The organism is Salmonella sp. GDC200615 (assembly GCF_050574145.1).
Classification (GTDB): domain Bacteria; phylum Pseudomonadota; class Gammaproteobacteria; order Enterobacterales; family Enterobacteriaceae; genus Salmonella; species Salmonella enterica.
Genome location: NZ_CP192247.1, coordinates 2,261,275 through 2,274,996 on the forward strand (window position 1 = coordinate 2,261,275; position 13,722 = coordinate 2,274,996).

General features: G+C 50.7%; 4 protein-coding genes and 6 pseudogenes. 4 read left to right on the forward strand and 6 right to left on the reverse strand.

The annotated features are described in order from the left end of the window. Positions 1–129: 129 nt before the first annotated feature. The 3 genes and pseudogenes from ACQ29O_RS10850 to ACQ29O_RS10860 form a co-directional block, all read right to left on the reverse strand. Positions 130–1,686, reverse strand: coding sequence for a PhoPQ-activated pathogenicity-related family protein (locus ACQ29O_RS10850; RefSeq protein ID WP_253336050.1), 1,557 nt, complete (start codon positions 1,684–1,686; stop codon positions 130–132). 69 nt (positions 1,687–1,755) lie between these two features. Further along, entirely contained in the window at positions 1,756–2,997 is a 1,242-nt protein-coding gene (locus ACQ29O_RS10855; RefSeq protein WP_020936976.1) for an MFS transporter, read from the reverse strand. Continuing rightward, positions 2,987–4,327: pseudogene (locus ACQ29O_RS10860) on the reverse strand (FAD-dependent oxidoreductase); the annotation flags it as partial. The pseudogene ACQ29O_RS10860 and the gene ACQ29O_RS10855, both read right to left, overlap by 11 nt. Here ACQ29O_RS10860 and ACQ29O_RS10865 point away from each other — a divergent pair. From ACQ29O_RS10865 to ACQ29O_RS10880, 4 pseudogenes are all read left to right on the forward strand, one after another. After that, positions 4,306–4,581 (forward strand): annotated as a pseudogene (locus ACQ29O_RS10865) (DUF1493 family protein); the annotation flags it as partial. The pseudogenes ACQ29O_RS10860 and ACQ29O_RS10865 sit on opposite strands and share 22 nt — an antisense overlap. Before the next feature lie 272 nt (positions 4,582–4,853). Then, positions 4,854–5,156: pseudogene (locus ACQ29O_RS10870) on the forward strand (substrate-binding domain-containing protein); the annotation flags it as partial. A gap of 143 nt (positions 5,157–5,299) precedes the next feature. Continuing rightward, positions 5,300–6,751: pseudogene (nhaC, locus tag ACQ29O_RS10875) on the forward strand (Na+/H+ antiporter NhaC). Between the two features lie 12 nt (positions 6,752–6,763). After that, positions 6,764–7,858, forward strand: a pseudogene (locus tag ACQ29O_RS10880) (MalY/PatB family protein); the annotation flags it as partial. 3 nt (positions 7,859–7,861) lie between these two features. Here the strand turns inward: ACQ29O_RS10880 and glgX are convergent. The 3 genes and pseudogenes from glgX to treZ all read right to left on the reverse strand — a co-directional run. Continuing rightward, a pseudogene (gene glgX, locus ACQ29O_RS10885) lies at positions 7,862–9,262 on the reverse strand (glycogen debranching protein GlgX); the annotation flags it as partial. Between the two features lie 56 nt (positions 9,263–9,318). Then, positions 9,319–11,847 carry a malto-oligosyltrehalose synthase gene (treY, locus tag ACQ29O_RS10890; protein WP_000613151.1) on the reverse strand — a complete coding sequence of 843 codons (2,529 nt, stop codon included), beginning with the start codon at positions 11,845–11,847 and terminating at the stop codon, positions 9,319–9,321. Next, positions 11,844–13,616, reverse strand: coding sequence for a malto-oligosyltrehalose trehalohydrolase (treZ, locus tag ACQ29O_RS10895; RefSeq protein ID WP_023165000.1), 1,773 nt, complete (start codon positions 13,614–13,616; stop codon positions 11,844–11,846). The genes treY and treZ overlap by 4 nt, the downstream gene beginning before the upstream one ends. Positions 13,617–13,722 lie beyond the last annotated feature (106 nt).

Consider the following 13,722-nt stretch of genomic DNA (forward strand, 5'->3'; position numbering starts at 1 on the left):
GGTTATTTTCAAATCACCTCTCTTGTGGTTAGAACGTGATCAATATAACAAAAATTTATCGCAGAGGATTTTTATCCATCGCAAGCGTGATGGATAAAATTATTTAAAATCAGATAATTACTTGAAAATTCAATCGGGGCTATCGTTTTCCCCTAATCCACGCCCCGGTAACGTTTGACATGCGGCGTTAACGGAAGGTGGTGCTGTCTGTGGGTATTTTTCATCGGGCGTAATATAAACCTGACTCGTGGCGACATAGCCATCATTAAAAGTGGCTTCGATATAGGTAGCTTCCCAACCTGTCTTCGGTTCATTTAACGTAATACTGATCTTATTGTTGGCGGGAGTATCTATTGTAAGCGGCTTATAGCGGATGCCACAGGCATAACGAAAATCACGCGCATTTGGATTGTTAGCTGTCCAGCGAACGACTTTTACCGGCGCTTCTGAGAAATAGACCGTAAGAAGATGGTGGTGAATAAGGCCGATCAACTGTGGTAATGTTTTTTTACTTTGAAACCTATTAATAAAAGGAACGAGGCTTTCTTCAGCGAACTGGTTAATTGAGTAGTGGTTCATATTAGGCACTATACGTAATGATTTTACGCCAGGAAGTTTGCTATAATAAAAGCGAGTGTTGTCTGGTACGAAAAAATCATCGCCACTTGCATTAATAATATATTTCGGTATTGCAAGTCGGGGTTGATAAATAGTATTGAGATATCTTAACGGATCTATTATTTGCCTTAGTTGGGTAAATGTGGGGGATTTTATTTTCTCATCTATGCCTTGCTGGTAGTAGGGGTAGAATGTAATGGGCCAATTTCCACCGTATGATTGATAAATATGCTCAAGTGAAGCATCAATATCAAGTAGATCAATGGCGAAGGGAACAATTGCTTCAACATCAGGATCGGCGATAGCTGACAACCAGGTGGTCCACCCACGCTTTGAAATACCTGTAATGATAAAGGAATTTATATTCCATTGCGTTAACTCCTTTTTTGCTAATCTCATCGCTTGCGATAGGGCAGTGACCATAGGAATATTTAAAGGCATTAACTCACGTTTCTCCGGCGCTTCCATAAATAATGCCCAGCTTCGGGAAACGCTCTCGTCCTCTTTCAGTGGTTTTTTATCATCCTGAAAGGTTAAATATTGGTTAGGTATATCACTCACTGATATTACGATGGTATTCGTATCACGGGAGATGCTTGCCAGTGTTTCCTGGGGGAAATCACCGGGTTTACCAGTGATTTGTACGCCTTTATCATAATTAATTCCGTTGTTTACAACCACCAAAGCATGGTGCTCTTTTGCCGTTTCAGGGATATAAATATCAACGTTATGTCGCCATTGCGCAGGGGTTACCATGTCATCTGGCGACCAGTGTTGCGATAATAATTCATAGTGTCTGACTACCACCTGTGCTAATGGAGCTGTATTAATCAAGGTATATTTTAGCGGTGTGCCTGAAATCTGCCCCCGGTAGTCGGGGAGAACATGAGACAAATCACACTCCGGGCTGTTTCGACAAAAGAAGATGTTGTTATGAAGTAGTGTATAAACTTTTGTAGAAATGAAAAACAGTACGATAACAACGAGATATGTTTTTTTCATGCTTTCCCCGCGCTTTACAAGGGCAAATGCCAGCCAGCATAATTTCCATAAATACCTCTTAAACATTCAATATAAGTACAATACTTTTGATAAATAAGGGAAGAAGGGAACAATAATGTTTGTGACGTTGTCACATTATTCTGTTTCTGGTTTCACTATTAGCACTGAACTTTTTGAAAGGTAAATCATTGCCGTCACCAGACCAATAATGGCGACAGAGATAGCTATACCGATCCAGACGCCATACAGAGCATAACCCAGGACAAATCCGCCCAATACGGGGGATATAAAATCAGCGATTGCGATTAATGCCTGCGCCGTTCCGATGACGATACCTTGTCGGGCAGGCGATACATGGACGGACAAGGCGGCAAGATAAGTGGGTTTGGCTAGCGCATCAGCGATGCTAATACAAACGATAGCAAAAACAAGCACAGGTATGGTCGTGGCGATACCCGCAGTGAGAAATCCAGTACAAAGAAGGGCGAAGATGAGGATAATTAGCTTTCGCTCCGAAAAATATTGGCTCACCCAACCTAACAGAAATAGCTGAACGAAAATATTAATAACCCCGTCCGCCATTAACAGATAGCTTAACGCTTTTGGCCCAAAGGGAAGCCCATTCCAGATGAAGGTGTCAGAAAGAAAAACAGGTAATTGTGAAGAGTACATGCCATAGGCGAAGAAATGACAAAGCATTACGATGATTAAGACGCGAAGGACAGGCATCTTTAAAATAGCGCGGGCAGAGAACGCCGCTATTTTATCTGTGGTACGTGATGTTGTGGAAGGGTCTTTTAACCCCCAAATCGCGACCAGGGCAGACCCAAGGACAAGTATAAAGGCGGCGTAGATCGGCGCGCTCAGACTGATACGCGATAACCACCCGGAAACGCCTGCCCCGACAATACCGCCTAACCCAATGCAGCCTGTGAGGATACCGATTGCCTGACGCCGATTTCTGACGTGCGTACAATCGGCAATATAGGCTGCGGCGGCTGACAAATTCCCGGCGCTAATGCCAAAAAGCGTGCGGGCGAGCAGGATAAACAGGATACATTGCGCGTTGGCGAGTAATAGTAAACTTATCGCCGCAATAGCCAGCGTGACAATCAGTATTCGCTTGCGGCCAACGCGATCGGAAAGGTGGCCAATCAGGGGCGCCGCACAAAATTGGCTAAAAGCTTCAGTGGCGATGATGACTCCAATGATAAGCGGCGAACCGCCCATCTCGCGGATATAAAAAGGCAGTACCGACATTACAGCCGCTGTACTGGCGGCGTAAAGGCCGACAAGCAGGAAAACAGGCAAAATACGCCGCTTGTTGAGCGGGGTGATAGTTTCGCTGTCGGTGTTCTCATAGACATTAGTATTCATCTTTAATCCCTATGGCAAAACGAGAGAGATAATTTTCAATATCGTTGCTCTGTTTGCCGTGAAAGAATGCGCCGACATAGCCATCGGGTCGAATCACCACGCATTGACCCGGCGCCAGATGATAGGATTCCCGGAAGTGCCCCAGGGTATCGATGAGCTCGTCCTGCTCGCCAATGTGATGAATACGCAGTCCTCGCCGCGCATCGATGACCTTACCGTGGGTTTCGTAGGCCAACAGATTCCAGTCCGGACCTTGTAGTAACTGAAATAATCGTAATGATTGGCCGCCGGCGCCCAAAAGAGGAGCATCCGGAGCTCTTTCTCCCGCTTGTAACCCATGCTGACGTTCGGGCAACGTGTGGGCTAAGGGGGAGTCGGTATACTGGATGTCAAGTTGTTGAACGTCGCGTTCTCGTTTGATGCCACCCTGTTTTTGAGAGTCAAGTAATAGGGTCGAAAGGTGGAGCAGTGATTCGGCTACCGGGCGGCGTTCCTGTTCATAGCTATCGAGAAGCTCTTCTCCTGCGCCCCGCAGCGAGGCTGCCATTTTCCACCCCAGGTTATAGGCATCCTGGATGCTGGTATTTAATCCTTGCCCACCCGTCGGCGGATGCACATGAGCGGCATCACCGGCTAAAAATACCTTACCCACACGGTAATGTTCCGCTATGCGCGCATTCATCTGGTACTTCGATACCCAGGGAATCGAATGGATGCGAACATCCGTCCGCCCGATTCGTTCAGTAAGAAAAGCCGTGAGCACGTCGGCTGAGAAATTCTGCGAGTCGTCCGGGGCCAACAACGCCTGGATTTGAAAGAGCTGCGTGCCGGCGAGAGGGCAAATCGTTATCATCCGCGTCATATCGCCATCGTTAAAATGGTGCCATACATCCCGGTTTAGACCGGAAAGTGAAGCGTCAGCCACAAGCGCATGGATTCCCAACGTACGACCGGGGAAGCTGACGCCTAATTTTTTTCTGACAAAGCTTCCGCCGCCATCCGCACCTATCAAATAATGTGCGATGATGACCTCTTCTCCAGCCGGCCCGGCAACATACGCGGTGACTGTGCGTGGGGTTTGCGCAAAATGTCGTAACTCGCAGCCGAACTCCACCCGATGTCCCCATGCTTTTAATTGCTCTCGCATAATCGTTTCTGTCACGTTCTGTGGAACCATCAATGGCAGATGGTAGGGTTCGGCGTGGGTCGGTTTTGTATGATGCGCAATATCTGAATCTACATAGCTTCCGTCGTGACGGTAGGTTCGTAGTCGGGGATAGAGCCCGCCGGCGGCGACCACTTTATTGAGTATTCCAAGATAAGAAAAAAGAACTGACACCGTCAACAGATTTGGATTCAGATCTACGGCTGGAAGATGATGAAGCACTGGCATTGATGGATGATTTTTTTACGACATTTAATGTAGATAGAGGGAGTTTCTCGATCACAACATACTATCCGCCAGAACCACCGCTAAAGCATTTGCTTAATCCGTTTCGCAAAAACGATATTCCTCAGGTGGCGGATTTCACTATAGGTATGCTCATTGCGTCTGCCAGGGCTGGTCGCTGGTTGTATGACTGATTCACGCTGGGGGGCTGCTTTTCGCCTTCCGCCATTATGGTGCGCATAACGGATGTTATGTTAAATTCACCAGAACATTTAAAAGACATGTTAAAGCGGCTGGATTCGTGTATGTCAAAAAACTTCTGGCCCATAAGTTTGATCCCTTCCCTGCCGTGACGCTGCGCGAATTCTGTTGATTTGCACCCGCTTATCCTGCACACGATTTCACGCAGCACACGCCACGCAGGCATAAAAAAACCGGCCACTGTGACCGGTTCGTCGCGCAGGTGCTTCCCCTTACGGCAGCGGTCACGTTTAACGATGTGATGGCCGCTGGCATTATGCGTATTCTTCATCAACGCGGCGTTCAGCTTCCGCAACAGCTCTCTATTGTCGGCTTTGATGATGTGGTGCTGGCCCGGTATCTTTATCCGGCGTTAACAACAATGCATTATCCGGTCGAACAAATGGCGCGTTGTGCCGCGCAACTGGCGATACAGTTATACCAGGGCATTACGCCGCCGCCCAGCAGCAATCATTTCAATGCCGAACTGGTGATCCGCGATTCTGTCGCGCCCTATTTTTCACGATGAATGCGTCGTCAACAGTAAAAACTGTGATGACTATCAAATTAACCCTTCTCATGTAATCGGTTACATGGACGAAAGTAATGGATCACAGTAGTGAGAAGCGTATCCCCCTACCCTTGAGCTACCTTACTGACCGGAGCTCCATTATGAGTGCATCACAAAACAAGAAGAAAACGCTGTCATTGGGTTTAGCGCTAATCCCAGTCATCTCCATGTTGTTATTGTTGATTATCGGTTACGGCATCATGGGGCTACGTATCGAACCGCTCCTTCTGTGCTCTGCGGCGGTAGCGGCAGGCATTGCATGGTGGCAAGGATACTGTTGGGAAGACATCATCAACTCAGTGGTGGATAAGCTGGCTAAAGCAATGCCGGTTATCATGATCCTGATCTGCGTGGGCGGTTTGATTGGCACCTGGATGTTTAGTGGCACCATTCCCTACATGGTGTACTGGGGGCTAAAACTCATAAGCCCGGAATATATTTTGATTGCAGCCTTCTTTTTAACCAGCGTGGTCTCCGTCTGTACCGGTACATCATGGGGATCCGCCGGGACGGTTGGCGTTGCGTTAATGGGGGTTGCCGCCGGGCTGGACGTGTCTCTTGCAGCAGCAGCTGGCGCCGTTGTTTCTGGCGCTTATTTCGGCGACAAAATCTCACCGTTGTCCGACTCGACTAACTTTGCCGCGATTGTCGCAGACACTACTCTGTTTGAGCATATTCAGCATTTACTTTGGACGACCCTGCCAAGTTTCCTGCTTGCCGCCGTGGTTTATCTTATCGCCGGACACAGTAATATGCTGGGCGAGGTGGCTACGCCGCAGCGCGTTACGGACATCATCCACTCGCTGGAGTCGCTATACCATTTTAATATTATTCTTATTTTGCCGCCGGTGATCGTACTGTGGGGCGCAATTCGCAAAAAGCCTGTCATCCCATTAATGTTAAGCGCCTGCGTACTTGCCTTGTTCCTCGGCGTCATCATGCAGGGACTGAGCATCAAACAGGGACTGGACGCTTTCATTGATGGATTTGATATCGCCATGTTCCCACAAGGCGCAGAAGGTGTCGTGGCCGATGTTCCGCGACTGCTAAACCGGGGCGGAATGTTCTCGATGATGGGAACGATACTGTTAGTTTTCTGCGCTTTTTCATTTGCCGGAGCGCTAACGTGAACCGGCGCGTTAACGATCATCATTAACCGACTGCTGACCATTATTCATAGCGTTGGTCAACTCATTGCCGCCACTATCGGCACCACAATTTTGGTCACAGGAGCGACCAGCGACGGTAAACTGGCATTGTTAGTTCCCGCCGAACTGTTTAAAGATGCCTATCGTCGTATGGGGCTGGATACTAAAAACCTTTCACGGACGATAGAAGATGCCGGTACCGTTATCGAACCTCTCCTGCCGTGGACCTCGGCTGGCGTCTACATGGCAACCACGCTGGGCGTTAGCACGCTTGATCTTCTGCCCTGGGCTATCCAGTGCTATGCGGCGATCTTCTTCGCATTAATTTATGGTTTTAGCGGAGTTGGTATTGCCAGAACTGCCTCCGCTTCAGAAAAGTCGCCGCAAACGTCAGTGACGAAATAATAAGGAAACAAGATGGATTTTAACCAGATTATCAATCGCAACAATACTGGTTCGGTAAAGTGGGATTTTATTGAGCGTCACTTTGGCGACGGCGCTGGGAAACTGCTGCCGATGTGGGTTTCTGATTTCGATTTTGCCTGCCCGCCTGAGGTTCAGGCGGCATTGCATCAGCGAATCGAGCACGGCGTATTTGGCTATAGCGAACGTGATGAGGCCTATTTTAACGCCCTGCTTCACTGGTTTTCGTCACGCCACCAGCTTACGTTAAAACAGGAATGGGTATGCAGCGTGGAAGGCGTCGTACCAGGGTTGGCGCTCTTAGTGCAAATGTTGACGCATCCAGGCGACGGCGTAGTGGTACAGGGACCATACTATGGCTCCTTCGCCAAAATAATCACGCTTAATGGTAGAAAACTGCTGGAGAATCCCCTTAGCGAGTCGCCGGACGACGGCTACCAGATGGATTTTTGCCAACTGGAAAGGCTGTTTCGCCATGAGCGCCCTCCGCTGATGATTTTGTGTAATCCACATAATCCAACCGGGCGTTGCTGGTCGGCCAACGAGCTGGAGCAACTGCTTTTATTATGTGAAGCTTATGATGTCACTCTCATCTCGGATGAAATATGGGCCGATCTATTGCTGCCCGGCGAAACCTTTACCTCGGTACTGCATTTAGGGGAGCGCTGGCATAAACGGGTCATCTCCGCCACTGCGGCCAGCAAAACGTTTGGCTTATCGTCGTTGCGAATTTCTAATTTTCTCATTCCCGATCCTACGCTTCGCCAGCGATTCCTGTCTCGTCTGGACGCTCATGGGCTGGACGTCTTTAACGCCCTCTCCGTTCAGGCGGCGACTACCGCATGGAATGAAAGCAGACAGTGGCTGGATTCGCTACTGGATTACCTGGCGGAAAACCGCCGCTGGTTTGTTGAACAGGCGACAGAGCACCTTCCCTGGGCAAGAATTGTCCCGGCGCAGGGAACCTATTTATTATGGATGGATTGTAAAAAACTGGGACTGGATGACGAACAGCTAAAATGGGTAATGGCGGATGTCGCGGGTATTGCTCCTTCAATGGGCAGCGGCTTTGGCCCGGCGGGCAGCGGATTAAGACACCAGATCGTTCAGCGTGAAGCCGTCATGGGCAGTAATAAAGTTAACGCTTGACCAGGGGCGACGGCCGCGCAAATCATAGAGATCGCCGGAACCCAGCAGGCGTGCGGCGAAATCATTTGTGACGTTGTCATCTTTCCAATATTCGCGTACCGTATCGCGGTATTTATCATTCCATTCGCCCCACCCTGGTGGAAAGCCGCCAACCTGATAGCCGCCCGGTCCGATATCCCAGGGTTCGCCAATCAGTTTCAGTTTTGCCAGCACCGGGTCTTGCGTTACCGCATCAAAAAAACCGCCTCTCTGATCAAAGCCTTCCGGCTCACGACCAAGAATGGTGCCCAAATCAAAACGAAAGCCGTCGACATGCATTGACTCCGCCCAATAGCGAAGGGAATCCATCACCATTTGCAGTACCCGTGGATGAGAGGTATTGACGGTATTACCTGTCCCTGTATCGTTAATGTAATAGCGATGCTGATCGGGCATGGTGCGATAGTAAGAGAAGTTATCGATACCTTTAAATGACAGCGTGGGGCCAAGCTCATTCCCTTCTGCCGTATGGTTATAGACCACGTCCAGTATCACTTCGACGCCGGCATCATGGAAAGCGCGCACCATATCGCGGAATCCCTGAATACCTTTTGGACCATAGTAGCGCGTCGCCGGCGCAAAAAAGCCCAGCGAGTTGTATCCCCAGAAATTTTTCAGTCCTTTATCGAGCAGATGCTGATCGTCCGGGAACCAGTGAACGGGTAAAAGCTCGACGGAGGTAATACCCAGACTTTTAATGTAATCCACGCTGGCTTTATGTCCCATGCCCTCAAACGTACCGCGTAGAGGCTCAGGGATCGCGGAATTAAGCTGGGTAAAGCCTTTTACATGCGTTTCATAAATAATGGCGTTCGACCACGGTATGGAAGGCCGTTGTCTATCCTCCCAATTCGCCTCAGCCGGATCAATCACCCGGCATTTAGGCGTAAATGGCGCGCTATCCTGGTCATCAAAGGTCAAATCTTTATCGTCATGAAGTAATTGATACGCGAAATGCGCATCGTTCCACTGAATATCGCCCACCAGCTCACGGGCATAAGGGTCAATAAGCAGCTTGTTGGGGTTAAAACGATGACCATTTTCCGGGTCATAAGGACCGTAAACGCGGTACCCATACAGCGCGCCGGGCTGCAACTTCGGGACATAGCCGTGCCATATTTCGTCGGTATATTCCGGTAACTCCAGACAAGCGATTTCATGCTCCCCGCTCGGATCGTAAAGACAAAGCTCGACGCGTTCCGCATGGGCGGAAAAAATAGCGAAATTCACGCCTTCGCCGTCATAATTTGCGCCAAGCGTATGGCTGTATCCTGATCTGATTTCAAAAGCCCTGTTTGTTGTCATTCTCTTTCTCCACCCACGGTAAACTTTGTCCTGTCACGGCACATCAACACATAAACTCAGTCGCTCATTAAAACCAGTACGCCGCCCTGGTGTGAGGCCAACGACAGGCGTTCACCAGGCATTAACCTCTCCTGGGTAAGCACATTGCGATAACGATGCTGATTAAGCTGTCCGGGTATAATAATGTCGGTTCCTGACCAGAAACCGCTATGCGATTGTGACAATAAGCCGTCACATTCGGCGAACACCAGTCGGGGCGCAACAACAATCAGCGCATCATCATGATTGACTCTGGCGTAAGCGATGACCTTGTCGGCACGCTGACCAACAGCCCGCAGCGGTATATAGTCGCCAAAACGGAAGAGCTCATGATTCTGCTGACGCAAACGCAGTAAGGCGGCGGTGACATACTGATTCACCTGCCCGTTCAGCCAACTCTCTTCGCGCGAGAAAACTCCCGGCGTTAGTTGGTCTAACTGCTGCGCCAGCGTGGCGAAATCCGGTTCGCGGCGGTTGTCGGGATCGACAAGACGAAAATTCAACGCCTCGCTTCCCTGATAGATATCAGGTACTCCCGGCGCGGTTAACTTGATAACGGTCTGCGTCAGGCTGTTAACCAGCCCTGCGCGGATGAAGGGTTGCAAGGAACGATAAAAATCCTGCAAAAATGTCTGATTATCCGGCGCCAGTAAATAACGGGCGTAATCAAGCATTGCCGTTTCGTAAGCCTCATTACTGTCCACCCAATCGGTACGTAGCTTCGCTTCGCGTAGCGCTTTCTCCACAAAGGCTTCAAAGCGTATTTTCAGCGCGTTTAAACCTGTTTCGTCCTGCGGTTGTAGCATCGGGGGCCAGACGCCGGTCAGCGCCTGATATAACATCCACGTATCCGCCGATTTTGGCGCAGTGCCATCATTCAAAAATTTGACATGGGTCTGGTTCATCTGCCGCCAGCGGGCAAGGCATTCGCTCCACTGTTCCGGCGCTTCGGTAAGCGTATACAGGCGTGCTCGCGCATCCTCGCCTCGCTTGGTATCGTGGGTCGACGTACCGGATAACGCATCAGGCTGTCGCGCCTGTCGGGTTTTCATCTCATGGTGAAAGCGTTCGATGGAGAAGTGATGCGTGACGGGCTCGGCGCCGACTTCATTTAACGCCAGTCCCATGTTTTGACGAAAGAAAAGCGTATCCTCTACCGATTTCGCCATCAGCGGACCGGTGAGTTGCTGGAACCGAACGCGAAACTGTGTCGCCTCCTCCTGGCTGGAGGCGGGAACATCGCCAGTAAGAAGACGGCTCAGAAATGTAAGCGCTTCTGGCTGCGGAGGATTTTCAAGCGTCTTTACCCGTTCCACAATACGGTGTAACAGGCAAATATCGGTCGGCGGTAGCCCTTCTGCCGTGCCGTAAGTGCGATATACGGGAAAGGCAATTAATAACTCGCGTAACGCCTGCCGAACGATGCTCTCTTCCTGTGCGATCTGTAGCTCGCTGGCAATCGACAGCGCAAGCGCGAGCAGCCGGGTAAATTCCCCCTCGAAATTGCGATCGACCATCAGCAATTTAGCCGCCCGTAATTCCGCCCGCATATCCACTGGCGCGCCTTTAACGGTCTCGTAAGCCTGGCGCAGATTGTCTATCTGCTCATCGTCAACCAGCACCTCCGCCAGCGAGGCGATAAATTCATAGCCTGTGGTGCCGGAAACCGGCCAGTCATCAGGAAGTTGCTCGCCTTTAGCGAGAATTTTTTCCACGGTGATATAGCACGCCGGCCCCACTTCCTGACGTAAACGCGCAAGATAGGCTTTCGGATCGGCAAGTCCGTCGATATGATCGATACGTAAACCGTCAACCGCCCCCGTTCTGACCAGCTCCAGAATCAGCCGATGTGTATCGTCGAAGACGGTTTTATCTTCCACCCGCATTCCTACCAGCCCTGTGACCTCAAAGAAACGCCGATATGAAAGCGAGCGAGCGGCATCGCTCCAGGACATTAATTTCCACGGCTGGCGCTCATGCAAATCAGCAATAGCGGCTTTATCGGTAAGCGCCAGTATTTCGGCCTCGCGCCCCTGCCACGTCGCCGGCGCAAGCGGATAATAGTTATCATAATAGGCGAACGCGGGTTTACCCGTAGCGGGATCGGGCTTGATCGCAATTTCTCCGTTTTCCAGCACGGCGTCAAACGTGTCGCCTAAAAAAGGCAGCGTCAGTCGGCGCGACCAGTCAATATCGAAATGGCGCGCGTAACGGCTCTCCTTGCCATATTCAAGCACGTCGCGCCACCAGGCGTTTTCCAGCGAGCTGGCCATGTGATTAGGCACAATATCGATGATCAATCCCAGACCTTGCGCTTTAAGTTCGGCCACCAGTCTTTCAAATCCTTCGCGCCCGCCAATAGAAGGCTCAATCTCATTCGCATCGGTGACATCATAACCATGCGTTGACGCTTTGGTGGCGGTAAAGATGGGTGAGGCATAAAGATGGCTGATACCCAGATTTTTAAGGTAAGGCACCAGCGCCGCAGCGCGATCGAAGGTCATGCCATTACGAAACTGAAGACGATACGTTGCAGTTGGGATCATGATGCAGACTCTCCCTGGGCTAAGCGGACAATAAGAGAATGTTGGGAAAGCGACCCGGTGGATTCATTCGGCCAGGCGAAGAGGGTCTTACCCGGTAAATCGGGCAGCAATACCGTCGTGGCGCTAATATTCAGCGCCAGTGACAGCGTTCCTCCCGGAAAACGCCAGCTAACGGCAATAAACCCGGGCGCGGTTTGCAATACCGTTCCTGAGCTCTCACGGGCAGCGGACAACAGCGGCACGATATGCTTCTGGCGCAAAAGCAGTAGTTCGCGGGTAAATGCCAGCCACGCTTTACCCTCTTCACTGTGCTGTTGCTTCCAGTTAAGTTTTGAGCGTTGAAAGGTCTCTGGCGCATTCGGGTCCGGAACATTTTCCCCTGCATGATCGGCAAACTCTTTTGCGCGACCTTCACGAACGGCGCGGGCTAAATCCCCATGGAAATCGGTAAAAAAAGAAAAGGACGGCTTTCGCCATACTCTTCGCCCATAAAAAGCAGGTGAAAGCAGCAACGTGGCGAGCAATACTTTTGTTCGTTCAGCGCCCGCCAGGGTTATCAGTCTGTCGCCCTGGGCGCGGTTACCGACCTGATCGTGGTTCTGAATAAAATCCACAAAGGCGACCGGAGGTTGTCCGGTACTTTTTACGCCGCGAGGTTCGCCGGTTTGGGGGGAAATTTCTCCCTGATAAGCGAATCCTTCGGCCAGCGCTCTCGCGAGGTGTTTTTCCGGGGTATCAGCAAAATCGTTGTAGTAGGCCTGGGTCTCTCCGGTCGCAAAAACGTGGACGGCATTATGAAAATCGTCATTCCATTCGGCGGTAAACAGCGGCGCATTGCCATCCTGATCACGGGGATGCAGAGAAATAATATTGCGGCTATCTTCGGTAGTCAGATGAATGGGTCTGTCGGTAATGTCTTCCCGAATACGTTGTGCGATTTCAACCAGCACATGCCTGGCGCTACTGTCCTCAATCTGATCGATAGCGTCAAAGCGTAAGCCGTCGAGATGGTATTCTGTCAGCCAGTATAACGGCGCCTCGATGATATAGCGCCGCACGGCGTCGACATCATAGGCGATACCATTTCCCCACGGCGTCATGCGCTCTTTGTGGAAAAACGCCGGCGCCAATAGCGGTAAATAATTTCCCTCCGGGCCGAAATGGTTCAGCACAATATCCAGGACGACGGAAAGACCATACCCATGCGCGGCGTCAATAAACGCCTTGAAATCATCCGGCGTCCCATAGGCAGAATGCGGCGCGTAAAGCAGTACGCCGTCATAGCCCCAGCCACGCTCGCCGCCAAATTGCGCAACGGGCATCACTTCAATAACGGTAACGCCGAGTTCAGCGAGATAAGGCAGCTTCGCTATTGCGGCGCGGAAGGTGCCTTCCGGAGTGAACGTGCCTGTATGCATCTCATACACCACGGCCTGCTCCCAACGGCTACCTTTCCACCCGGTGTTGCGCCACGTGTAGCTGCCTGGATCAACCACATATGACGGACCGTTGACGTCAGTTTTTTGGGCGCGGGAAGCCGGATCGGGGACCACCATGCCATCGTTGAGTACAAAGTTATACTCCGTACCTGGCGTCACCCCGGAGACGTCCAGCGTAAACCAGCCGTCACCGCTCGCCTGCATTTCCTGGTCTTTACCCGCAAGCCTGAGCATAACCTTTTGCTGACCGGTGGCCCAAAGACGAAAGCGGACAACATCAGCGGCGATATATTCAGCCCCCCAGCTTTTGCAAAAAATTTTTGAACTCATTTGTCGCTCCGTTTAACCCATAACCTCTACAACATCCGAAGAACAAGCATAGACTATGGGGCTAATCTTTACGTGACACTGTCACTTAACAGGCATTCTTTTTCCT

Coding starts and splice junctions, on each gene's coding strand:
- ACQ29O_RS10850 (WP_253336050.1), bottom strand. CDS start 1,686: ATGTTTAAGAGGTATTTATGGAAATTATGCTGGCTGGCATTTGCCCTT.
- ACQ29O_RS10855 (WP_020936976.1), bottom strand. CDS start 2,997: ATGAATACTAATGTCTATGAGAACACCGACAGCGAAACTATCACCCCG.
- treY (WP_000613151.1), bottom strand. CDS start 11,847: ATGATCCCAACTGCAACGTATCGTCTTCAGTTTCGTAATGGCATGACC.
- treZ (WP_023165000.1), bottom strand. CDS start 13,616: ATGAGTTCAAAAATTTTTTGCAAAAGCTGGGGGGCTGAATATATCGCC.